General features: G+C 69.2%; 16 protein-coding genes. 4 read left to right on the forward strand and 12 right to left on the reverse strand.

All coding sequences use genetic code 11. From position 1 onward, the window contains the following. Positions 1-26 precede the first annotated feature (26 nt). Positions 27-980 (reverse strand): chemotaxis protein, encoded by a 954-nt coding sequence (locus AC3DEZ_RS17945; protein ID WP_295382514.1) that lies wholly within the window; start codon positions 978-980, stop codon positions 27-29. A 187-nt stretch (positions 981-1,167) separates the two neighbouring features. On the opposite strand from AC3DEZ_RS17945, the gene flgA reads away from it, so the two are divergent. The 4 genes from flgA (at position 1,168) to AC3DEZ_RS17965 (ending at position 3,961) form a co-directional block, all read left to right on the forward strand. Further along, positions 1,168-1,809, forward strand: coding sequence for a flagellar basal body P-ring formation chaperone FlgA (gene flgA / locus AC3DEZ_RS17950; RefSeq protein ID WP_488389448.1), 642 nt, complete (start codon positions 1,168-1,170; stop codon positions 1,807-1,809). A gap of 167 nt (positions 1,810-1,976) precedes the next feature. Further along, complete coding sequence (flgM, locus tag AC3DEZ_RS17955) at positions 1,977-2,285, forward strand: flagellar biosynthesis anti-sigma factor FlgM (protein WP_447102472.1); 309 nt, start codon at positions 1,977-1,979, stop codon at positions 2,283-2,285. Continuing rightward, positions 2,282-2,632: a flagellar protein FlgN gene (locus AC3DEZ_RS17960; protein ID WP_447102471.1), complete on the forward strand. Its 351-nt coding sequence runs from the start codon at positions 2,282-2,284 to the stop codon at positions 2,630-2,632. The genes flgM and AC3DEZ_RS17960 overlap by 4 nt, the downstream gene beginning before the upstream one ends. Before the next feature lie 168 nt (positions 2,633-2,800). After that, positions 2,801-3,961, forward strand: coding sequence for an ATP-binding protein (locus AC3DEZ_RS17965; RefSeq protein ID WP_488389463.1), 1,161 nt, complete (start codon positions 2,801-2,803; stop codon positions 3,959-3,961). Positions 3,962-4,059: 98 nt separating this feature from the next. Here AC3DEZ_RS17965 and AC3DEZ_RS17970 read toward each other — a convergent pair whose 3' ends face one another. The 11 genes from AC3DEZ_RS17970 to AC3DEZ_RS18020 form a co-directional block, all read right to left on the reverse strand. After that, on the reverse strand, positions 4,060-5,775 hold the full coding sequence (locus tag AC3DEZ_RS17970; protein ID WP_447102470.1) for an EAL domain-containing protein: 1,716 nt from the start codon (positions 5,773-5,775) through the stop codon (positions 4,060-4,062). Positions 5,776-5,777: 2 nt separating this feature from the next. Then, positions 5,778-6,434, reverse strand: a complete 657-nt coding sequence (locus AC3DEZ_RS17975) for a sensor histidine kinase (RefSeq protein ID WP_488389449.1) — start codon at positions 6,432-6,434, stop codon at positions 5,778-5,780. 121 nt (positions 6,435-6,555) lie between these two features. Continuing rightward, positions 6,556-7,746: a methyl-accepting chemotaxis protein gene (locus AC3DEZ_RS17980; RefSeq protein WP_488389450.1), complete on the reverse strand. Its 1,191-nt coding sequence runs from the start codon at positions 7,744-7,746 to the stop codon at positions 6,556-6,558. A gap of 138 nt (positions 7,747-7,884) precedes the next feature. Then, positions 7,885-8,958, reverse strand: a complete 1,074-nt coding sequence (locus AC3DEZ_RS17985; protein WP_488389451.1) for a protein-glutamate methylesterase/protein-glutamine glutaminase — start codon at positions 8,956-8,958, stop codon at positions 7,885-7,887. Beyond that, positions 8,958-9,560, reverse strand: a complete 603-nt coding sequence (gene cheD, locus AC3DEZ_RS17990; protein ID WP_488389452.1) for a chemoreceptor glutamine deamidase CheD — start codon at positions 9,558-9,560, stop codon at positions 8,958-8,960. The genes AC3DEZ_RS17985 and cheD overlap by 1 nt, the downstream gene beginning before the upstream one ends. Further along, entirely contained in the window at positions 9,557-10,441 is an 885-nt protein-coding gene (locus AC3DEZ_RS17995) for a CheR family methyltransferase (protein WP_488389453.1), read from the reverse strand. Before AC3DEZ_RS17995 ends, cheD begins: the two co-directional genes overlap by 4 nt. Positions 10,442-10,676: 235 nt before the next feature. Beyond that, a complete protein-coding gene (locus AC3DEZ_RS18000) occupies positions 10,677-12,911 on the reverse strand; it encodes a methyl-accepting chemotaxis protein (protein ID WP_488389454.1) in 2,235 nt (744 codons plus the stop codon). Between the two features lie 100 nt (positions 12,912-13,011). Next, positions 13,012-13,416 (reverse strand): hypothetical protein, encoded by a 405-nt coding sequence (locus AC3DEZ_RS18005; protein WP_488389455.1) that lies wholly within the window; start codon positions 13,414-13,416, stop codon positions 13,012-13,014. A gap of 135 nt (positions 13,417-13,551) precedes the next feature. Beyond that, a complete protein-coding gene (locus tag AC3DEZ_RS18010) occupies positions 13,552-15,057 on the reverse strand; it encodes a diguanylate cyclase (protein ID WP_488389456.1) in 1,506 nt (501 codons plus the stop codon). Further along, positions 15,054-17,651 (reverse strand): EAL domain-containing protein, encoded by a 2,598-nt coding sequence (locus tag AC3DEZ_RS18015; RefSeq protein WP_488389457.1) that lies wholly within the window; start codon positions 17,649-17,651, stop codon positions 15,054-15,056. The genes AC3DEZ_RS18010 and AC3DEZ_RS18015 overlap by 4 nt, the downstream gene beginning before the upstream one ends. A 207-nt stretch (positions 17,652-17,858) precedes the next feature. Then, positions 17,859-18,803: methyl-accepting chemotaxis protein (locus AC3DEZ_RS18020; RefSeq protein ID WP_488389458.1), on the reverse strand; the 945-nt coding region annotated here is incomplete at its 5' end.

The following is an 18,803-nucleotide window of genomic DNA, read 5'->3' on the forward strand; positions in this document are numbered from 1 at the left end:
CAATCCCGGCGGCCAACGGGCCGCCCTCACGCCGCCCGTTTCGTCGCCACTACCTGCTTCAGCCGGTTCAGGACATAGTCCGCCAGTTCATGCGGGCTGTACTTGGCGACGAAGGCGTTGGCGCCGACGCGCTCGACCATGGCGTTGTTGAACACGCCCGAGAGCGAGGTGTGGAGCAGGACATACAGGCCGGCCAGGCCGGGGTGGCGACGGATTTCCGTCGTCAGGGTGTAGCCGTCCATGGCCGGCATCTCGATGTCGGAGATGACCATGGCGTAGCGCTCGGCCGGATCCTCGCCGGCGGCCTGGATCTGCAGGAGGTGATCCAGGGCCTGCTTGCCGTCGGAGAGCAGGGTGGCGCTGACTCCCAACTGGTCCAGCACGCTGCGGATCTGCGAACGGGCCACGCGCGAATCGTCCACCACCAGCACCTGCAGCGGCGGGGCGTCGGCCGGCAGCGCCATTTCCGGCGCCAGCGGCGCGTCCATGCGCGCCTGCGAGATGTCGGCGAGCACGCTTTCCACGTCGATCACCTGGATGAGCTCGCCCTGGAAGCGGGTGACCGCGGTGAGGTAGCTGGCTTCGGCGCCCAGTTCCGGCGGCGGGTGGATGTCCTCGACCGCGATGTTGACGATGCGCTCGACGTCGCTGACCAGGAAACCCTGCACCGAGCGGTTGAATTCGGTGACCACCAGATAATTGGGCGCGCGCGCCGGATCCGGATCGCGTTCCGGATGGCCGATGCTCAGGCCCAGGTCCAGCACCGGGATCGAGCGGCCGCGCACATCGGCCGCGCCGGCGAACTCGGTGGGCAGACCGGGCAGCTGGAACAGGGGCGGGCGGCGCAGGACCTCCTGCACCTTGAAGACGTTGACGCCAAAAAGCTGACGCCCGCCCAGGCGGAACAGCAACAGGGCGAGCCGGTTGTGGCCGGCCAGGCGGGTGCGCTGGTCGATGCGGTTGAGCAGATCCTGGGTCATGCAGGCATATCGGCCGGGTTGCGGACGGCTTGAGCGGTGCGGACATCCGGATGAGGAGAACGGCGTGGCCATCGCGCAACGGTGATCACGCGGCCATTTCGCCGCGTCGTCCCCGGCGCGCGCGATGCGGCCCGGCTACGGCACACGGCTTGCATCCACCGGCATGATGAATCGACGGAGCCCGCCCATGCGACGACTCGCGCTGCTGCCCGCGCTGCTGGCGGCGTTCGCCGTGCCGGCGGCGGACTTCCAGCCGGTGGACAGCATCCGCCAGGCCGCGGTCGGCGCGATGGCCTCGGCCGGCGAGGCGGAGGCCACACTGGATCCGAACCTGCGCCTGCCGCGTTGCGCCGCACCGCTGGAGGCCCGTGTGCAGAACGGCGGTTCGGTCGAGGTCGGCTGTCCGCAGGGCTGGCGCCTGTTCGTGCCGGTGCGGGTGCGCCGCAGCCAGACCGTGCTGGTGCTCAACCGCGGCATCGCGCCGGGGCAGGTGGTGACCGCGGATGCCTTCGCCGCCGAGACCCGCGATGGCGGGCGGATCGGCGCGGGTGCGTTGACCGATCCCGCGCAGGCCATTGGCCAGGTCGCCCGGCGCATGCTGACCGCCGGTTCCGTGCTGGGTGCGAATGATCTGGTCGCGCCCCGTTTGATCCGGCGCGGCGACAATGTGGCGCTGGTGTCGCGGCGTGGCGGTGTCGAGGTGCGGGTGGCCGGCAAGGCGCTGGCCGATGCCGGCGAAAACGAGCGGGTGACGGTGGAAAACCTGTCCTCACGCCGGGTGGTGCAGGGCGTGGTGGGCCCGGGCGGCGACGTCTGGGTGAGCCGATGATGGAAAAGATGCGCGCCGGCCCTAAAGTCCCCGCCAGGACGGCCGATACCGAGCATGCAGGGAAGTGCGCCCCGGGTGCGCTTCCGATAAAGAAATGTGGATTCCGTCACTAAAGCTTTGTCTTTGACGGCCGATATGCTGTTTGAACCCGCAACAGGTAGACCGACATGAGCCAGAAAATCGAAGGCAACGCGCCTTCTGCCATCCGCACCACCGGACCCGTCGGTGGCAAGGTGGCGGCCTCCGGCGCCGAACGTTCCCGTCCGGTGGAAGCCAGCGCGGGCGGTGACAGCCTGCGCCTGACCGGCGAGGCCACCAGCCTGCAGGCGCTGCAGCGCGAGCTGTCCTCGGCTTCGGCGGTGGACACCGGACGCGTGCAGCAGATCCGCGATGCGCTGCAGGCCGGGACCTATCAGATCAACGCCGAGGCGATCGCCGACGGCATGCTGAGCCTGGAACGCCAGCTCGGCCGATGAGCGCCGGACCGGAGACGCCGATGGAGCGCCTGGCCTCGGCGCTGGCCGAGGAGCGCCGCGCGATCCTGGAACACGACGTCGAGGCGCTGGTGCGCTCGACCCGGGAGAAGCTCGCCGCGCTGCGCGAACTGGAAAGCCGGATGCCCGCGCAGCCGGAAGCGCCGTTCGAAGCCCGCCTGCGCGAACTGTCCGAGGCCAACCAGGCCAATGGCGCGCTGCTGGCGCGTCGCCGCCGCGAAGTGAACTGGGCACTGCGTCACCTCGGGCGCAGCGAGAGCAGCGGCGCCTACGACGCCAACGGACAGACCGAAGTCCTGCGTGGCAGTCGTCCCCTCGCGGTGGTCTGAGCCACGCCGTGGGCGCGTGCTTGCCGCCATCGTGAGGCTTGCCGATACTGGCGGCCCCCGTCGCCGCCAGACCCTTCCGCAGGGCCATCCGTCGTGAGTGTTTCCTCCGCTTCCCGTTTCCCCGCGGACGTCCCGTCCTTCGTCGACATCCAGGCGCTCACCGAGCTGATGGACGACGGCGTGCTGCTGTGCCGCGGCGACGACCGCGCCCTGCATGCGAATGCGTCCGCGCTGGCGTTGCTGCCCGAGGGCGAGGAACCGGAATCGCTGCAGGCGGTGCTCGAACTGGTGCCGTCGGAGGCGCGCCGCGCCGCCCGCGCGACCGGACGCTGGAGCGGCGAACTGGGGCTGGAGGATGGCCGCATCCTGCAACTGCGCATCTACCACCACCACGCGCCCGGCGACGACGGCTACGCGCTGATCCTGTTCCACGACATCAGCGAAGGGCATGCGCGCCAGCAGGAACTGCAGCGCCGCCACGCCCAGCTGCGCCAGACGCTGATTCGCCTGGCCGGCACCCAGGAGCAACTGGTGCAGTCGGAGAAAATGGCCTCCATCGGCCAGCTCGCCGCCGGCGTGGCGCACGAAATCAACAACCCGATCGGCTACGTGCACTCCAACCTGGGCTCGCTGCAGGAGTACCTGCACAGCCTGTTCGCCCTCATCGAGGTGTACGAGCGGGCGCTGCGCGCGCCGGATCCGAAGACGCTGCTGCCGGAAATCGACGACATGCGGGCGCGCTGCGACATCGATTTCATCACCAGCGATCTGCCGCAGCTGATGTCGGAGTCGCGCGAGGGCATCGAACGGGTGACCCAGATCGTGCGCAGCCTCAAGGACTTCTCCTATTCCGGTCGCGACGACTCGTGGAAGCTGGCGGATCTGCATCACGGGCTGGATTCGACCATCAACATCATCTGGAACGAGCTCAAGTACAAGGTCACCCTGGACAAGCACTACGGCAAGCTGCCGCTGGTGCAGTGCCTGCCTTCCGAGCTCAACCAGGTGTTCATGAACATCCTGCTCAACGCCGGCCACGCGATCGAGGAAAAAGGCCGCATCAGCGTCACCACCGGCCTGTCCGGCGAAGAGGTCTGGATCGAAATCGCCGACACCGGCAGCGGCATCCCCGAGGGCATCCTGCAGAACATTTTCGATCCGTTCTTCACCACCAAGCCGGTCGGCAGCGGCACCGGCCTGGGCCTGTCGATTTCCTACGGCATCGTGAAGAAGCACAACGGACGCATCGAAGTGGACAGCAAGGCGGGCCTTGGCTCGCGCTTCCGGATCACCCTGCCGGTGCGGCAGCCGGGCAAGGACGCGGCTTGAGCCCGACGCGGGTTTCCGCGATCCGCAAAGGCAGGCGAGCAGGCCCGGCTCCGCACAACCCGTAGAGCGGCGCTCGCTGCGCGGCCTCGCCGTGGCAATCAACCCACCACGCGGTGATGCGGCTGGTTCTCGTAGGCGGTGAAGGCCTGGCGGATGTGTTCGCGCAGGTCGTCGTCGTTCCAGGGCTTGGTCAGGAAGCGGTAGATCTCGCCGCGGTTGATCGCCTCGGTGACGGTCGCCAGATCGGTGTAGCCGGACAGCACCAGGCGCACGGTGTCCGGATACAGCACGCGCACGCGACCGAGGAACTCGGTGCCGCTCATGTCGGACATGCGCTGGTCGGACAGGATCACCTGCACGTCGTTGGTGGCCAGCAGTTCGAAGGCGTCGTTGACGCTGGAGGCGGCCAGGATGCGGTAACCGTCGCGGCGGAACAGGCGCACCAGCGAACGCAGGATGTTCTCTTCGTCGTCCAGCAGCAGCAGGGTGCGGTCCGGCTTGGTCGCGGCGAACGCGTCGGCGCGCAGATAGCGGCGGCGCAGCACCGCGCCGGCATCCTCGGCGGACATCGGCTCGCCGAACAGGTGGCCCTGGAACATGTCGCAATGGTTGCGGCGCAGGAAGCCCAGCTGGATGTCGGTTTCCACTCCGTGCGCGATCACCTTCATGCCCAGCTGGTGGCCCATGGCGATGATCGCGCAGGTGATGGCGACCTCGCGGTTGCTGGCAGGCACGCCCTTCACGAAACTGCGGTCGATCTTGATCTTGTCCACCGCGAAACGCACCAGCGAATCCAGATTGGAATCGCCCATGCCGAAATCGTCCAGGGTCAGGCGCACGCCCTCGCGGTGCAGGCTGGCGAGGGTGCGGTGGACCAGCAGGGTGTCCTTGGCCAGCGCGTTCTGGCGTACCTCCAGCACCACCATCTGCGGCGGAATGCCGGCGCCCTGCATCGCCTCCAGCACCTCCATCACGAAATTCGGCCGCAGCAGCTGCAGGGTGGAGACGTTGACCGCGATCTCGAAATCGTCGAAGCCCCAGTCGCGCCACACGCGGGCCTGGCGGAACGCCTGGCGCAGCACCCAGTCGCCGATCTGGACGATCACGCCGAGTTTCTCGGCCACGTGCATGAAGCGTTCCGGCACCAGCACGCCCAGCGCCGGCGAATGCCAGCGCAGCAGCGCTTCCATGCCGACCACGCGGCCGTCGTGCGCGTTGATCTGCGGCTGGTAGTGCAGGCGGAATTCGTTGTTGTCGATCGCGTTGACGATCTGGCGGGCGATGATGCTGTCGCTGCGGATGCTGATGGCGGCGTCGCGGGCGTAGCGGCGGACCAGGTTCAGGCCCTCGTGCTTGGCCTGGCCGACCGCGGTCTCCGCGCACTGCAGCAGGCCGCTCGCGGTGGTGGCATCCTCCGGACACAGGGCGATGCCGATGGTGGCGGTGAGGAACAGGGTGTACGGCAGCACCGCCATCGGCAGTTCGACCTGATCGCGCACGAGCGCGCCGAACTCATCGGGTGATGCCAGATGCGGCAGGCGCGGCATGGCGACGATGAACTCGTCGCTGCCCTGGCGCCACACCCGCGCGTCCGGGCCAAGCTGGCTGGCCAGGTGCTGTCCCAGCAGCAGCAACGCCTGGTCGCCGACCTCGTCGCCCATGTTCTCGTTGATCGAGCGGAAGTGATCGATGTCGATATGCAGCAGCATCAGCGGCGCGCCGCCGCCCATGGCCTGATCGATCAGCCGCTGCAGTTCCGGATCCTGCGCGCCCAGGCGGGCGATCGGCGCGGCGGCGGCGGGGTAGACGGACATCCTCAATCCTCCGCCGTCGCCGGCAGCGCCAGTCGCAGGCGCGGTTGTCCCGGCGTTGCGGCCAGATCCAGGGACAGCCCGACGGCCTGCGCGCGTGATTGCAGCAGCGCGGTGGTCAGCGCATCGGCGGGCGCGCCGTCATGATGGACTTCCAGGACGGCGTGGCCCGCATGCGCGGGCGCCAGTCGCACCATCAGCGTCGACAGGTTGTCCAGCGGCAGCAGCAGATCCTGGACCAGGCGGAACGCGGCCAGTTCGATGTCCGCGCTCGCGCGCGGGGACGGATCGGTCAGCGCCAGTTGCGGGGTCACGCCCCAGCGCGCCTGCCAGCGGTCGGCTTCGCCGCGCAGCGAGGCGGCCAGACCGAGCGTGTCGATCTGCGGCGGGCGCAGATCCGCGTACAGGTCGCGCAGGCGGGCGACGGTGTCGTCGGCGATGCGCACGATGTCGGCCAGATCCTGGCCGCGCTGCGCGGCATCGTCCTCGTCACCGGCCAGGTGCGCGGACATCTTGATCGCCGACAACGCCTGGCCGATCTCGTTGTGCAGCGCCCGCGCGACATGCCGGCGCTCGGCTTCCTGGCGTGCGTACAGCTCGCGCAGGGCGTCGGCGGCGGTGCTCGGGGCGTTGGAGGCGGTGGGAGGCGTGCGGGCCGTCATCGGGCAACGGGCAGGGAAGCAACCGCGCCAGTATGCCAGTTGCCCGGCGGGGCGGCGCGGACACGACGACGCCGGCACCGTGGAGGCGGCGCCGGCGTCGCGGGAAGCGGATGCCGCCGGGTCAGAACAGTTCGACGGTGCCCGCGCCCATGTTCTGCTGCGCCACCGGCTTGTGCGGCGGGCGTTCCCATTCGCTGCGGCGGTCGCGCAGGCGGTTGCCGATGTGGCGCAGGGCCGAGAGCAGCTCCTGGTCCATCACGCCGCCACTGCGGTGCAGCAGTTCCTGCAGGGCCAGCGCTTCCTGGTTGATGGTGGTCAGGCGATCGAGGTGGGTGGCCGCGCTGCCCAGCGACTGGGTGGCGATGTCCTCGAACTGCAGGGCGCGCACCGCTTCGGCCACGCTGAGGTCGATGGCATGGCCGCACTGGGAGATTTCGCGCATGCCGTCGCCCAGCGAGGCATTGATGGCGGCGACCTGGGTCAGCATGCCGGCGGCTTCGCCGCGGGCTTCGCGGGAACGGTCCAGATCGCGCGAGGCCATGTGCGAGACGGTCTCGCGGACCTTGGCGATGGCGTCCTTGGAGCTGTGCGCCAGCTTGCGGATCTGTTCGTTGAACGCGGTCGAGCGCTCGGACAGGTTGCGCACCTCGTCGGCGACCACCGCGAAGCCGCGACCGGCCTCGCCGGCGCGGGCCGCTTCGATGGCGGCGTTGAGCGCCAGCAGATTGGTCTGGTCGGCAATCGACTTGACATCTTCCAGCAGCGAGAAGATGCCGTCCAGGTGCTGGGCCATCTCGTCGATGTGGTGCACGGTAGTGGTGCTCTGGCCGCTGACCTGTTCCAGCGCTTCCACCAGCTGCTCCATGCGCTGGCTGGCGTGCTGGGCGAAGCGGGCCACGTCCACCCCGGCGCGGTCGCCGTCGCCGGCGCGGTCGACGATGCGCGACACCGCCTGGCTCTGCTCGCGGGACTTGCGCATCATCGCGTCGAAGCTCTCGCCGAGGCCACCGACCGCATCGCGGATCAGGCCGCGCGCGCGGTCGATCTCGGCACGCGAGCCGTCGATTTCGTTGCCGACGAAGCGGCGCAGTTCGTTGAGCAGGGTGTCCTGCTCGCGCAGGATGCTGGTGTGCTCGGCGCTGGGCTTCTGCGCCCCCCACACCGACAGGAAGGCAAACAGCAGCCAGGCCAGCGTCATCGTGGTCAGGATGGCCCATTGGACCGCACCGGGCCAGTCGAAGGCGACCGACAGCGGGAACACCAGCGTCAGGAGCAGGGGAGCGGCAAGACGAACCAGAATGCGCGAATACATGGGTGCTCTCTACTGAATCACGGTATGGATATCGGCCATGGGGGATGGCTCTTTAGCGTTCGTCGCGGTGATGCGCGATGCGCGGACGAAACTGTGACCGCGGTGGAGATCCGCCGGAAATACGGCGGAAAGAGGGTGTCAGCGGGATTGCGCGGACAGCTGAACCAGGCGTTCGGCGACGTCATCCAGCGGGACGGTTTCGCTGGCCGCGCCCAGTCGCACGGCGGCGCCGGGCATGCCCCAGACGACGCTGGTGGCCTCGTCCTGGACGAAGGTGGGGGCGCCGGCCTGGGCGATTTCCAGCAGACCGCGCGCGCCGTCGTCGCCCATGCCGGTGAGGATCACGCCGATGGCGTTGTCGCCGGCGGCGTGCGCGACCGAACGGAACAGTACGTCGACCGCCGGCTTGTGCCGGTTGACCGGCGGGCCGTCGTCGATCCGGCAGCGCCAGCGCGCACCATCGCGGATCACCCGCAGGTGGCGGCCGCCCGGCGGCAGATAGGCGTGGCCGGGCAGGATCGCTTCGCCGTCGGCGGCTTCGCGCACGGCCATCGCCGAATGCCGGTCCAGGCGTTCGGCGAACGCGCGGCTGAAACCGGCGGGGATGTGCTGGGTCATGACGATCGCGGGGGCATCGGCGGGCATCTGCTCCAGCACCACCCGCAGCGCCTCGGTGCCGCCGGCAGAGGCGCCGATGGCGATCAGGCGATCGGTGGTCTGGAAGCGCAGCGCCCGCGCCGGCGACGCGGCGGGCAGCACCGCGTCGACGTTCTGGCGCACGCTGGCCGGACGCGCCAGCGGGCGCACCTTGGCGCGCGCCGCCGCCTTGACCTTGGCGACGATCTCGTCGGCGTACGACTCCAGCCCGCGGACCACGTCGAGCTTGGGCTTGGAGACGAAATCGACCGCGCCCAGCGCCAGCGCCTGCAGGGTGGTGTCGGCGCCACGCTCGGTCAGCGAGGAGATCATCACCACCGGCAACGGACGCAGCCGCATCAGGTTTTCCAGGAACGCCAGCCCGTCCATGCGCGGCATTTCCACGTCCAGGGTGAGCACGTCCGGATTCAGGCGCTTGATCTTCTCGCGCGCGATCAGCGGATCGGTGGCCGAGCCGACCACTTCGATGCCGGGATCGCTGGACAGGATCTCGGTGAGCATCTGCCGAACGACCGCGGAGTCGTCGACGATCAGGACCTTGCAGGGCGCGCCCATCAGAACAGCTCCACGCCACCGCTGACCGGCGTGCGCGACAGCCGCGCGCGGGCGGCGGATTCGGCGGCCACCACTTCGGCGTCGTGCGCGTGCGGCAGGCGCTGCACCACCACCCGGCCGGTGGCGGCGAAGAACCACACCTTGCGCGGATGGATGCCGCACAGATCCTCCGCGATCACCGGGATGCGTTCGGTCTCCAGGTAGCGGCGGACGAATTCGGCGTTGCGGGTGCCGACCGGATTGCTGGTGAAGCCCTTCAGCACGTTGGCGCCGCCGAATACCTTGGCCTCCAGGCGCGCACGGCTGGCGCCGCGCTTGAGCAGATCGTTGATCAGCAGTTCCATCGCGAAGCTGCCGTAGCGCGACGGCGCGCCGTCGCCGGCCTGGCCGTCGGGGAGCAGGAAATGGTTCATGCCGCCCAGCTTGAGCAGGGGATCGCGGATGCAGGCGGCCACGCAGGAACCCAGCACGGTGACCAGCGCGGTGTCGTCGTCGACCACCAGATACTGCGTGGGCAACAGTTTGGCGGCCGGGGTCTGGAAGCGGGCGTCGTGGTAGCGCAGCACGCTGCCGTCGGCGAAGGCGAGGGCGGCGGCGCTCATGCGCGGACTCCGGCGCGACGGTACAGCGTGCGTCCGCATGGCTGGATGATGTCGGCGGCGTGCAGGTAGTTTTCGGAATGGCCGGTGTAGAGCATGCCGTCGTCGGCCAGGTGCGGCACCAGTCGCGACAGGATCCCGCGCTGGGTCGGCTTGTCGAAGTAGATCATCACGTTGCGGCAGAAAATCGCCGTGTACGGGCCCTCGACGTCGTAGCGCGGCGCCAGCAGGTTGAGCGGACGGAACTCGATCAGCTGGCGAAGGGCGGGATGGACCCGGCAATGGCCCTCGTTCGGGCCGGTGCCGCGCTGGAAGTAGCGGCGACGAAGGCCGTCGTCCAGCCCTGCGATGCGCTCCAGCGGGTAGACGCCGCGCCCGCCGGTCGCCAGCACCTGGGTGTCGACATCGGTGGCGAGGATGCGCACCGGCGGATTGAGGCTGCCGAAGACCTCGCACGCGGTGATGGCGATGGAGTAGGGTTCCTCGCCGGTGGAGGCGGCGCACGACCACAACCGGATCAGACCATCGCCGGTGCGCCGCGACAGTTCGTCGCGCAGGCGATCGAAGTGATGCGGCTCGCGGAAGAACGCGGTCAGGTTGGTGGTCAATGCGTTGGTGAACGCCTGCCACTCGTCGCCGCCGTCGGTCTCCAGCTGATCCAGGTATTCGCGGAAGCTGCGCAGGCCGAGCGCGCGCAGGCGCCGGGACAGCCGGCCGTAGACCATGTCGCGCTTGCCATCGGCCAGGGCGATGCCCGCGCGCTGGCGGATCAGATCGCAGACGCGGCGGAAATCGCGATCGCCGAATTCGAATTCGCGCCCGTGGGTGCGGGGGAGATCGTCATCTTGCGCGGCGGTTTCGCGGGAACGGAGCGGGGCGGACATGAAAGTCTCGGATGGCGCCGAGCGTGCTCGGCATGCGGGGGGGCGGGGTGGAGCCGGGCGTGCCCGGCGGTCCGGGTGTTCAAACGTCCGGCCATGGAGTGGAGCAAGCGCCACTCCGCGGGGTTCGCGTTCTCCGTGGAGCCGAGCTTGCCCGGCTCACCCGGTCGACCTGGTTCACTCGGTTGGCGGGATTTAAAACATTCGCGCAGGAGCGGAGCGAGCTCCGCTCCACGGATCAGAATTCCTGCCAGTCCTCTCCTTCGGTGGCGAGCGCGGCTTCCACGATCGCGGCGGGGGTTTTCCGCTGCGGGGCGCGGGTCACGGCCGGCTCCGCCTGCTTCGCGCTGGCGATTGGCCTGGCCACCGGCGCTGGCGCCAGATCGTCCAGCTCGAACACCGACACGGCCTCGGCGAGGCTTTGCGCCTGCTGCTCCATGCTGCGCGCGGCGGCGGAGGCTTCCTCGACCAGGGCGGCGTTCTGCTGGGTGGTCTCGTCCATCTGGGTGATGGTCTGGTTGACCTGCTCGATGCCGGCGGACTGCTCCTGCGAGGCGGCGGCGATTTCGGCCATGATGTCGGTGACCCGCTGGACCGAAGCGACAATCTCGCCCATGGTCGCGCCGGCCTGGTTGACCAGCGCCGAGCCGGTGGACACCTGGTCCACCGAGGCCTCAATCAGCCCCTTGATTTCCTTGGCCGCGTTGGCGCTGCGCTGGGCGAGCGTGCGCACCTCGGAGGCCACCACCGCGAAGCCGCGGCCCTGTTCGCCGGCGCGGGCCGCTTCCACCGCCGCATTGAGGGCCAGGATGTTGGTCTGGAAGGCGATGCCGTCGATGACGGCGATGATTTCGGCAATCTTGCGCGAGGCCGCTTCGATGTCGCGCATGGTGGTGACGACCTGGCCGACAACGTTGCCGCCCTGGGAGGCCACCGAGGCCGCGCCGATGGCCAGCTGGTTGGCCTGGCGGGCCGAGTCGGCGTTCTGGCGGACGGTGGAGGTCAGTTCCTCCATGGAGGCGGCGGTTTCTTCCAGGTTGGCGGCCTGCTGTTCGGTGCGGCGGGACAGGTCGGCGTTGCCGGAGGCGATTTCGCCGGCGGCGGTGTTGATGGCGGTGGAGGCGTCCTGGATGCGCGAGACGATGTCGGTGAGCTGGGCGACGGTGGCGTTGGCGTCGTCGCGCATGCGGGCGAACACGCCGTGGAAGTCGCCGTCCATGCGGGTGGTGAGGTCGCCGCGGGCGATGGCCTGGAGCAGCTGGGAGACCTGGTCCAGGTTGCCGTCGGTGGTTTCCATGAGCTGGTTCAGGCCGGCGACCATGTCGCGGAAGTCGTACTGGTAGCGGTCCACCTCACCGCGCTGGCTGAAGTCGCCGGCGGCCGCCGCGCTGGCCAGGCGCTTGATTTCGGCATTGATGGCCGACAGGCTCGCCTTGGTGGCGTCCATGGTTTCGGTCAGGGTGGCCTTCTCGCCCGGCAGGCGTTCCATGTCCGGGCTCAGGTCGCCGATGGCGTAGCGCTGCATGATCCGCTGCGCGCTGCCGATGGCTTCCAGGTGCGAGGTAACCAGCGCGTTGGTGTCGCGGACCATGCGGCCGTACTCGCCCGGGAACGCGCTGTCGTCCATGCGGTAGCTGATCGCGCCTTCCTCGTGGCGCTGCGCCATCTCCGACTGCGCGGCGATGACCGACTGCACCTGATGCTGCATGCGCTGCATGGAGGCCAGCAGTTCGCCGACCTCGTCCTTGCGCGAGGTGTCGATGGTGCCGTCCAGCTTGCCGCGCGAAACGTCGTTGGCCACGCGCACCGCCTCGCCGACCGCGCGGGCGATGGCGCGGGCGAAGAACCAGGCCAGGGCCAGGCCGCCGACGATACCGGCCGCCAGCATGATCAGCACCATCGAGCTGGACGCGGTATAGGTGGTGGCCGAATCCCTGGCGGTCACCGCGGTCTGGCGGTTGACTTCCTTCAGCAGCGCGTCGAGCGACGCGGCCGCCTTGGCATGCGCGTCCCAGGTGCCGCCGATGAAGGTGTCGATGGCGTCGTCCTGCAGATCCAGTTCCAGCATCTCGTTGACGTCCTGGTAGGACTTGTAGGCCTTGCCCCAGTCGGCCACGAAGTTCTCGTACGCCTTGCGTTCGGCGGCGGTGGAGATGAGCGGCTTGTAGGTGGCCATCGCCTTGTCGATGTCGGCGTGGATGCGCTTGGCGCGGCTGCGCGCGTCGTTCTTCACCGTGTCGCTGGCGCGGACCAGGGTGGTGAAGGTGGTGGCGCGGTACTCGCCCAGCAGGCCGCGCAGGGCGCCGGCGGTGCTCACGCTGGGCAGCGTGTTGTCGGCCATCTCGCGGGTGACGCCGTTGAGGGACTTCAGGCCGATGAAGGAGGCGATGCCCTGAACCAGCATCAGCGCGAGCACGATGCCGAACGCCAGCATCATCTTCTGGGTCAGGCGGAGGTTCTGGATCCACTGCATGAAAGGTTTCCTCGGTCCGGGGTGGACGGCGTCGCGGGCGGAGTGGCTGGCGGGAAAGGGAAGCCGGCGGGTCGCATCGCGGGTCCGCCGGGTGGCTGCATCAGCGCATCGAGGCCAGCTTCAGGTTGCTCGGCGAGGTCACCACGATCTCGGCGCGCGAGCTGTCGCGCTGGATGTTGCCGATCACGCAGATGTCCTTGCCTTCCAGGGTTTCCGGCGCGGGCTTGAACTTGCCGCGATCGGAACCGGGGATGCGCGCGGTGAAGGTGTGGCGCGGGAAGTCGCCGCCCATGTACAGGAAGGTCGGAGTGCCTTCGGAGTTTTCGGCGAAGCGCGCCTTGCCGACCTTGCCGCAGACGATGCCGTCGCGACCGGCGAAACGCACGGCCTTGTCGGCGGGAATGGCGTCGGTGACCTGGGCCTGCCCGTTGGCGCGTTCGGCCGGCAGCAGCAGCGCGGCGCCCACGATGGCGGCCGACAGGGTGACGAGGGTGGCGATCTTCATGGGTGCTCTCCGGAGGTGGGATCAGGCAATGACGCGCAAGGCGTCTCGAAGGCACTCATCGGCCCTGCGCCGGCCAACTTGAGGAAAGCGCCAGGATGGAGCCGCGTGTTCGCGGAGGCCGTCACACTTTTGGCGTCAGGCCGGCGTCGCCGGTTCCGCCGCCACCAGGGTGGTCAGGACCCAGCCACCGTTGAAACAGACCTCGATGCCCTGGAACCGGCGGCCATCCAGGGTCGCCACGGGGAAAAGCCGCCGCGGCGCGCGGCGGCGTTGCTGCTGGATTTCCTGCAGCCAGGTTTCGGCGTCGCCATCCAGCGCCACGCCCTGCCGCAGCCGGTGGGCGTGGCGGATGATGTCCGGAAAACGCATCACGCCCGGCGGAATGCCATGCAGGCGGATGTAGGCGTCGTTCGCCATCACCAGTTGATCGTCCGGGTTGTACATCGCCACCGGGGTGTCGGCGATATCGATGCCCTGCAGCAGTTGCGACAGCACCGCGGGCTCGCGCGGCGACAGCGCCGGGCGCAGCGGCGCCTGCGGGGAAGGGCCTGCCGGCACGAAGCTGGCGGCGCTGCGTTCGGCGATGCGATCGCGGCCGTCGTACTTTGCGCGGTACAGGGCCAGATCGGCCTGGCGGATCCAGGCTTCCGGACTGTCGATGTCGGGACCCAGCTCGGCCACGCCGAAGCTGGCGGTGATGGTGCGGTGGCGCGACAGCGGCGCCTCGTGCAGGCGCCGGTGCAGGCGGCGCACGACTTCCATCGCCTCCGGCAGCGGCGTGAGCGGCAGCAGGATGCCGAATTCCTCGCCGCCGTAGCGTCCGGGCACGTCGATGTCGCGCACATGGGTCCGCAGCAGATCGGCGAAGCGGCGGATCACCGAATCGCCTTCGGCATGGCCGTACAGATCGTTGATCTGCTTGAAGTGATCCAGATCGGCCATGATCAGCGTCGCCGCCTGGCCGGTGCGCCGGCAGCGGGCGAACTCGGCGCGTACCGTGTCTTCCCAATGGGTGCGGTTGAACAGTCCCGACAGGCCGTCGTGCCAGCCGCGCAGTTCCAGTTCGTTGCGGCGGTGGTGCAGGCCCTGGGTGACGTCGTAGCCGATCCGGATCAGGCCCATGGGCGCGACCCAGGCCAGCGGCAGGCTGGCCACGAACGGCAGCCAGTCCAGGCCGGGATCCCAATGCAGGCCGTAAAACGGGATTCCCAGCAGCACGCCCGCCGCCAGCGCCAGCAGGTTGCCGACGAGCAGGCGCGGCCCGCCGCCGAACATCGCGGCGAAGCAGGTCACCGCGACCAGCGCCGTGCTGATCGGCAGGTTGAAGGCGATCAGCGGCAGGCCCATGCCGGCGAGCACGCCGTCGACCAGCACGTGCTGCATTTCGGCGCGGTTGGGATTGCGGCTGCGGCGATACCGCCAGCGCGCCAGGTGCGGCCAGCCCAGGCCGAACGCCAGGGTGGTCAGCCAGTGTTCGAGCGGCACCTGCAGCGCCCACATCGCCGGCGCCATCGCGACCACCGCCAGCGCGGTGGCGATCGCGTGCAGCAGGTACAGCCGGTGGGGATAGATGAGATGCGGTGTCAGGGAGTACGCCGCCGGCAACCGCTGCGCCGGCGGCAGACGCGGGTCGGCGCTCATGGCGCGGACGCGGCGCCGTCCCCGGACGCCGGCATCGACACGTAGTCGTTGTTGCCCAGCCAGTGTTCCAGCGCCGGCGCGGGCAGCGGGGCGGAGAACAGGTAGCCCTGCAGGACCGGGAAACCCTGTTCGGCCAGGAACGCGTGCTGGGCGCCGGTTTCCACGCCTTCGGCCACCACCTTCATGCTCAGGCTTTCGCCGATGCGCAGCACCGAGGTGGTCAGGGTACGGGCGATGGCGCTGCTGTCGATGTCGCGGACGAAACTCTGGTCCAGCTTGAGTTCGTAGATGGGCAGGCGATGAAGATGGCTGAGACTGGAGTAGCCGGTGCCGAAGTCGTCCAGCGACAGGCGCACGCCCATCACGTAGATCGCCTCGATGTTCTCCAGCACGTCCGGATTGGGATCCAGCATCACGCTCTCGGTGATTTCCAGGATCAGGTCGTCCGGATGCAGGCCGTGGGTGTCCAGGCAACTGGCGATCTGCAGGGACAGGTCCGGATCGCGGAAGTTGATCGCGGACACGTTCACCGCCACCCGCGGCACCCGCAGCCCGCGGCCGCGCCAGTCGGCCATCTGCGCGCAGGCGTGTTCCAGCACCCAGAGGCTCAGGTCCGCGATCAGGCCGCATTCCTCGGCCACCGGCACGAAGCGCGACGGCGGCACCACGCCCAGCTCCGGGTGTTCCCAGCGCAGCAGCGCTTCCACGCCGTAGAGCGCGCGCTCGCTGCCGCCGCTGATCTGCGGCTGGTAGTGCAGGCTGAACTGGTTGGCGACCAGCGCCTCGCGCATCGCGGTCTCCAGCGAGACGCGCTCCTGCGCGACCCGGTTCATGTCGCCGCTGAAGAAGCGCACGCTGCCGCCGCCATCGGACTTGGCGCGGTACATCGCCATGTCGGCGTGCCGCAGCAGCAGGTCGATGTCGCGACCGTCGTCCGGGTAGATCGCCACGCCGATGCTGGCGCTGGGATGCAGGGTCATCACGCCGGCGGTGGCCGGGCGCGCGATAGCGCCGAGCAGGCGCTCGGCGACGCTGGCGGCCTGCTCGGTCGAACACTGCGGCAGCACCGCGACGAATTCGTCGCCGGCCTGGCGGCCGATCAGGTTGGGGCCGGGCAGTTCCTCGGCCAGGCGCGCGGCGATGTCGCGCAGCAGGCCATCGCCGGCGGCGTGTCCCTGCGCCTCGTTGACGCGCTTGAAGCGATCCACGTCGATGAACAGCACCGCCGCCTGGCCATTCAACTGGGCGGAGTTGGCGAGCACCTGCTCGGCCTTGGCGCTGAACATGATCCGGTTGGGCAGACCGGTCAGGGTGTCGTAGAAGGCCAACTGGTGAACCCGCTCGTTGGTCTGTTCGCGTTCCATCGCCAATGCGCACAGGTGCAGGCAGGTATCGGCGATGCGGCGATGCAGGTCGTTGGGCTCGCCGCGTTCCCGGTAGTAGAAGCAGAGCGTGCCGAGCACGCGTCCGCTGCTGGACTTGATCGGGCTGGAGAAGCAGGCGTGCAGGTCGTTCGCCAGCAGCAGGTCGCGCAGGCCCGCCATCAGCGGGTCGGTGGCCACATCCGGCACATGCACGGGGCGGCCGCGCCAGGCCGCGGTGCCGCAGGCGCCCACGCGCGGGCCGATCGCCAGGCCATCGCTCGCGCTCACCAGCGCGGCCGGCAGGCTGGGCGCGGCCAGCGACCGCAGCCGGGCATCGCCGTCCACCGCCAGCACGGAAACCGCGACTTCCGGAACGATGCGCTCGACCTCCCGGCACATCAGGGTCATCACGTCGGTGACCGGCTGTTCGCGCACCATCGCGTCCAGGACCTTGTGATGCAGCACCTGGTGGGCCTTGGTCTGGGTGATGTCGGTGAGCACGCTGACCAGGCCGATGGTGCGGCCGTCGTCGTCCAGCACCGGATTGATCGCGGCCGAGACCCACAGCGGGCGCCCCGTCTTGGTGTACAGCAGCACTTCGGTCTGCATGCCTTCGGACAGGGCGAGCGATCGTTCGATGAGATCGCCCAGTTGCGGTTCGGTGTGCGGGCCGGACAGCACTTCGCTGGGCTTGCGGCTGCGCAGGTCCTCCAGCTCGTAGCCGAGCATGCGGGTGAAGCCGCTGTTGACGTACAGCACCTGCCGGTTGGGCGCGCTGACGAAGATCGCGTTGTCGCTCCGGTCCACGACCAGCGAGAGTTGGCGCATGCGCTCGCGCTGCAGGCGCACGTCGGTGAAGTCGCGCAGGAAAGCGGTGTGGAAGCGGCGCTGGCCGGTTTCGATCGGCGACATGGTCAGCGAGGCGGTGATCCGGCGGCCGTCGGCGCGTTCCAGCATCACTTCGCGATGACCGCCGACCCAATGCGTCGCGCAGGCATGCTCGGGCAGGTCCGCGCCACCTTCGACCGGGCAGGGCAGGAAACGATGCAGAGGACGACCCAGCGCGTGTTCGCGCGGAGTGCCCCACAGTTTCTCCGCGGCGGCGTTGAACAGCACGATGTGGCTGCGCTCATCGAGCATGAGCACCGCGTCGTTCGACTGCTCCAGGGTCTGGAGCAGAAGGTCGAACGCGGCGTCGGTCGGCACGGATGCGAGCACGGTGGCCTTCATGTCCGGTCACCGCATGGAAGTCCCCGCACCGGCGCGGCGGCATGGCGGGAACGGCAGCGGTGGGGAGGAAAGTCGGGGCTCATGCGCCGTCCGTTTGTTCCAGACGGGATCAGATATCGGCCGCGGACGCGTCCGCTTGAGGCCGCCGTGCCGGGGGCAGGGGGGAATGGCACGGCGGCGGCGCGCATGACTGGAGTCCGCCCCGGCTCAGAACGTCTGCCATTCCGCGTCCGCCAGGGCGGGGACGGGATCGCGGCGGGTCGGAGTGGCCTTGCGGACGGGCGCTGACTGGCGCATGCGCTTCGCCGCTGGCGTGCGTCCCGGGGACAGCGCCGCCCTCCGGGTGTCCTCGATGACGAACACCGAGACGGCCTCGGTCAATCCCTGGGCCTGCTGCTCCATGCTGCGCGCGGCGGCGGAAGCTTCCTCGACCAGGGCGGCGTTCTGCTGGGTGGTCTCGTCCATCTGGGTGATGGTCTGGTTGACCTGCTCGATGCCGGCGGACTGTTCCTGCGAGGCGGCGGCGATTTCGGCCATGATGTCGGTGACCCGCTGGACCGAGGCGACAATCTCGCCCATGGTCGCGCCGGCCTGGTTGACCAGCGCCGAGCCGGTGGACACCTGGTCCACCGAGGCCTCAATCAGGCCCTTGATTTCCTTGGCCGCGTTGGCGCTGCGCTGGGCCAGCGTGCGCACCTCCGAGGCCACCACGGCGAAGCCGCGGCCCTGTTCGCCGGCCCGGGCCGCTTCCACCGCCGCGTTCAAGGCCAGGATGTTGGTCTGGAAGGCGATGCCGTCGATGACGGCGATGATTTCGGCAATCTTGCGCGAGGCCGCTTCGATGTCGCGCATGGTGGTGACGACCTGGCCGAAGTCGTTGCCGCCCTGGGAGGCGACCGAGGCCGCGCCGATGGCGAGCTGGTTGGCCTGGCGGGCCGAGTCGGCGTTCTGGCGGACGGTGGAGGTCAGTTCCTCCATCGACGCCGCCGTTTCTTCCAGGTTGGCGGCCTGCTGCTCGGTGCGGCGGGACAGGTCGGCGTTGCCGGAGGCGATTTCACCGGCGGCGGTGTTGATGGCGGTGGAGGCGTCCTGGATGCGCGAGACGATGTCGGTGAGCTGGGCGACGGTGGCGTTGGCGTCGTCGCGCATGCG

This window comes from Pseudoxanthomonas sp. 134C1 (genome assembly GCF_057773065.1).

Bases quoted from the DNA above. Each gene is read 5' to 3' on its own strand.
- AC3DEZ_RS17945 (WP_295382514.1), bottom strand. From the start codon at position 980: ATGACCCAGGATCTGCTCAACCGCATCGACCAGCGCACCCGCCTGGCC.
- flgA (WP_488389448.1), top strand. From the start codon at position 1,168: ATGCGACGACTCGCGCTGCTGCCCGCGCTGCTGGCGGCGTTCGCCGTG.
- flgM (WP_447102472.1), top strand. From the start codon at position 1,977: ATGAGCCAGAAAATCGAAGGCAACGCGCCTTCTGCCATCCGCACCACC.
- AC3DEZ_RS17960 (WP_447102471.1), top strand. From the start codon at position 2,282: ATGAGCGCCGGACCGGAGACGCCGATGGAGCGCCTGGCCTCGGCGCTG.
- AC3DEZ_RS17965 (WP_488389463.1), top strand. From the start codon at position 2,801: ATGGACGACGGCGTGCTGCTGTGCCGCGGCGACGACCGCGCCCTGCAT.
- AC3DEZ_RS17970 (WP_447102470.1), bottom strand. From the start codon at position 5,775: ATGTCCGTCTACCCCGCCGCCGCCGCGCCGATCGCCCGCCTGGGCGCG.
- AC3DEZ_RS17975 (WP_488389449.1), bottom strand. From the start codon at position 6,434: ATGACGGCCCGCACGCCTCCCACCGCCTCCAACGCCCCGAGCACCGCC.
- AC3DEZ_RS17980 (WP_488389450.1), bottom strand. From the start codon at position 7,746: ATGTATTCGCGCATTCTGGTTCGTCTTGCCGCTCCCCTGCTCCTGACG.
- AC3DEZ_RS17985 (WP_488389451.1), bottom strand. From the start codon at position 8,958: ATGGGCGCGCCCTGCAAGGTCCTGATCGTCGACGACTCCGCGGTCGTT.
- cheD (WP_488389452.1), bottom strand. From the start codon at position 9,560: ATGAGCGCCGCCGCCCTCGCCTTCGCCGACGGCAGCGTGCTGCGCTAC.
- AC3DEZ_RS17995 (WP_488389453.1), bottom strand. From the start codon at position 10,441: ATGTCCGCCCCGCTCCGTTCCCGCGAAACCGCCGCGCAAGATGACGAT.
- AC3DEZ_RS18000 (WP_488389454.1), bottom strand. From the start codon at position 12,911: ATGCAGTGGATCCAGAACCTCCGCCTGACCCAGAAGATGATGCTGGCG.
- AC3DEZ_RS18005 (WP_488389455.1), bottom strand. From the start codon at position 13,416: ATGAAGATCGCCACCCTCGTCACCCTGTCGGCCGCCATCGTGGGCGCC.
- AC3DEZ_RS18010 (WP_488389456.1), bottom strand. From the start codon at position 15,057: ATGAGCGCCGACCCGCGTCTGCCGCCGGCGCAGCGGTTGCCGGCGGCG.
- AC3DEZ_RS18015 (WP_488389457.1), bottom strand. From the start codon at position 17,651: ATGAAGGCCACCGTGCTCGCATCCGTGCCGACCGACGCCGCGTTCGAC.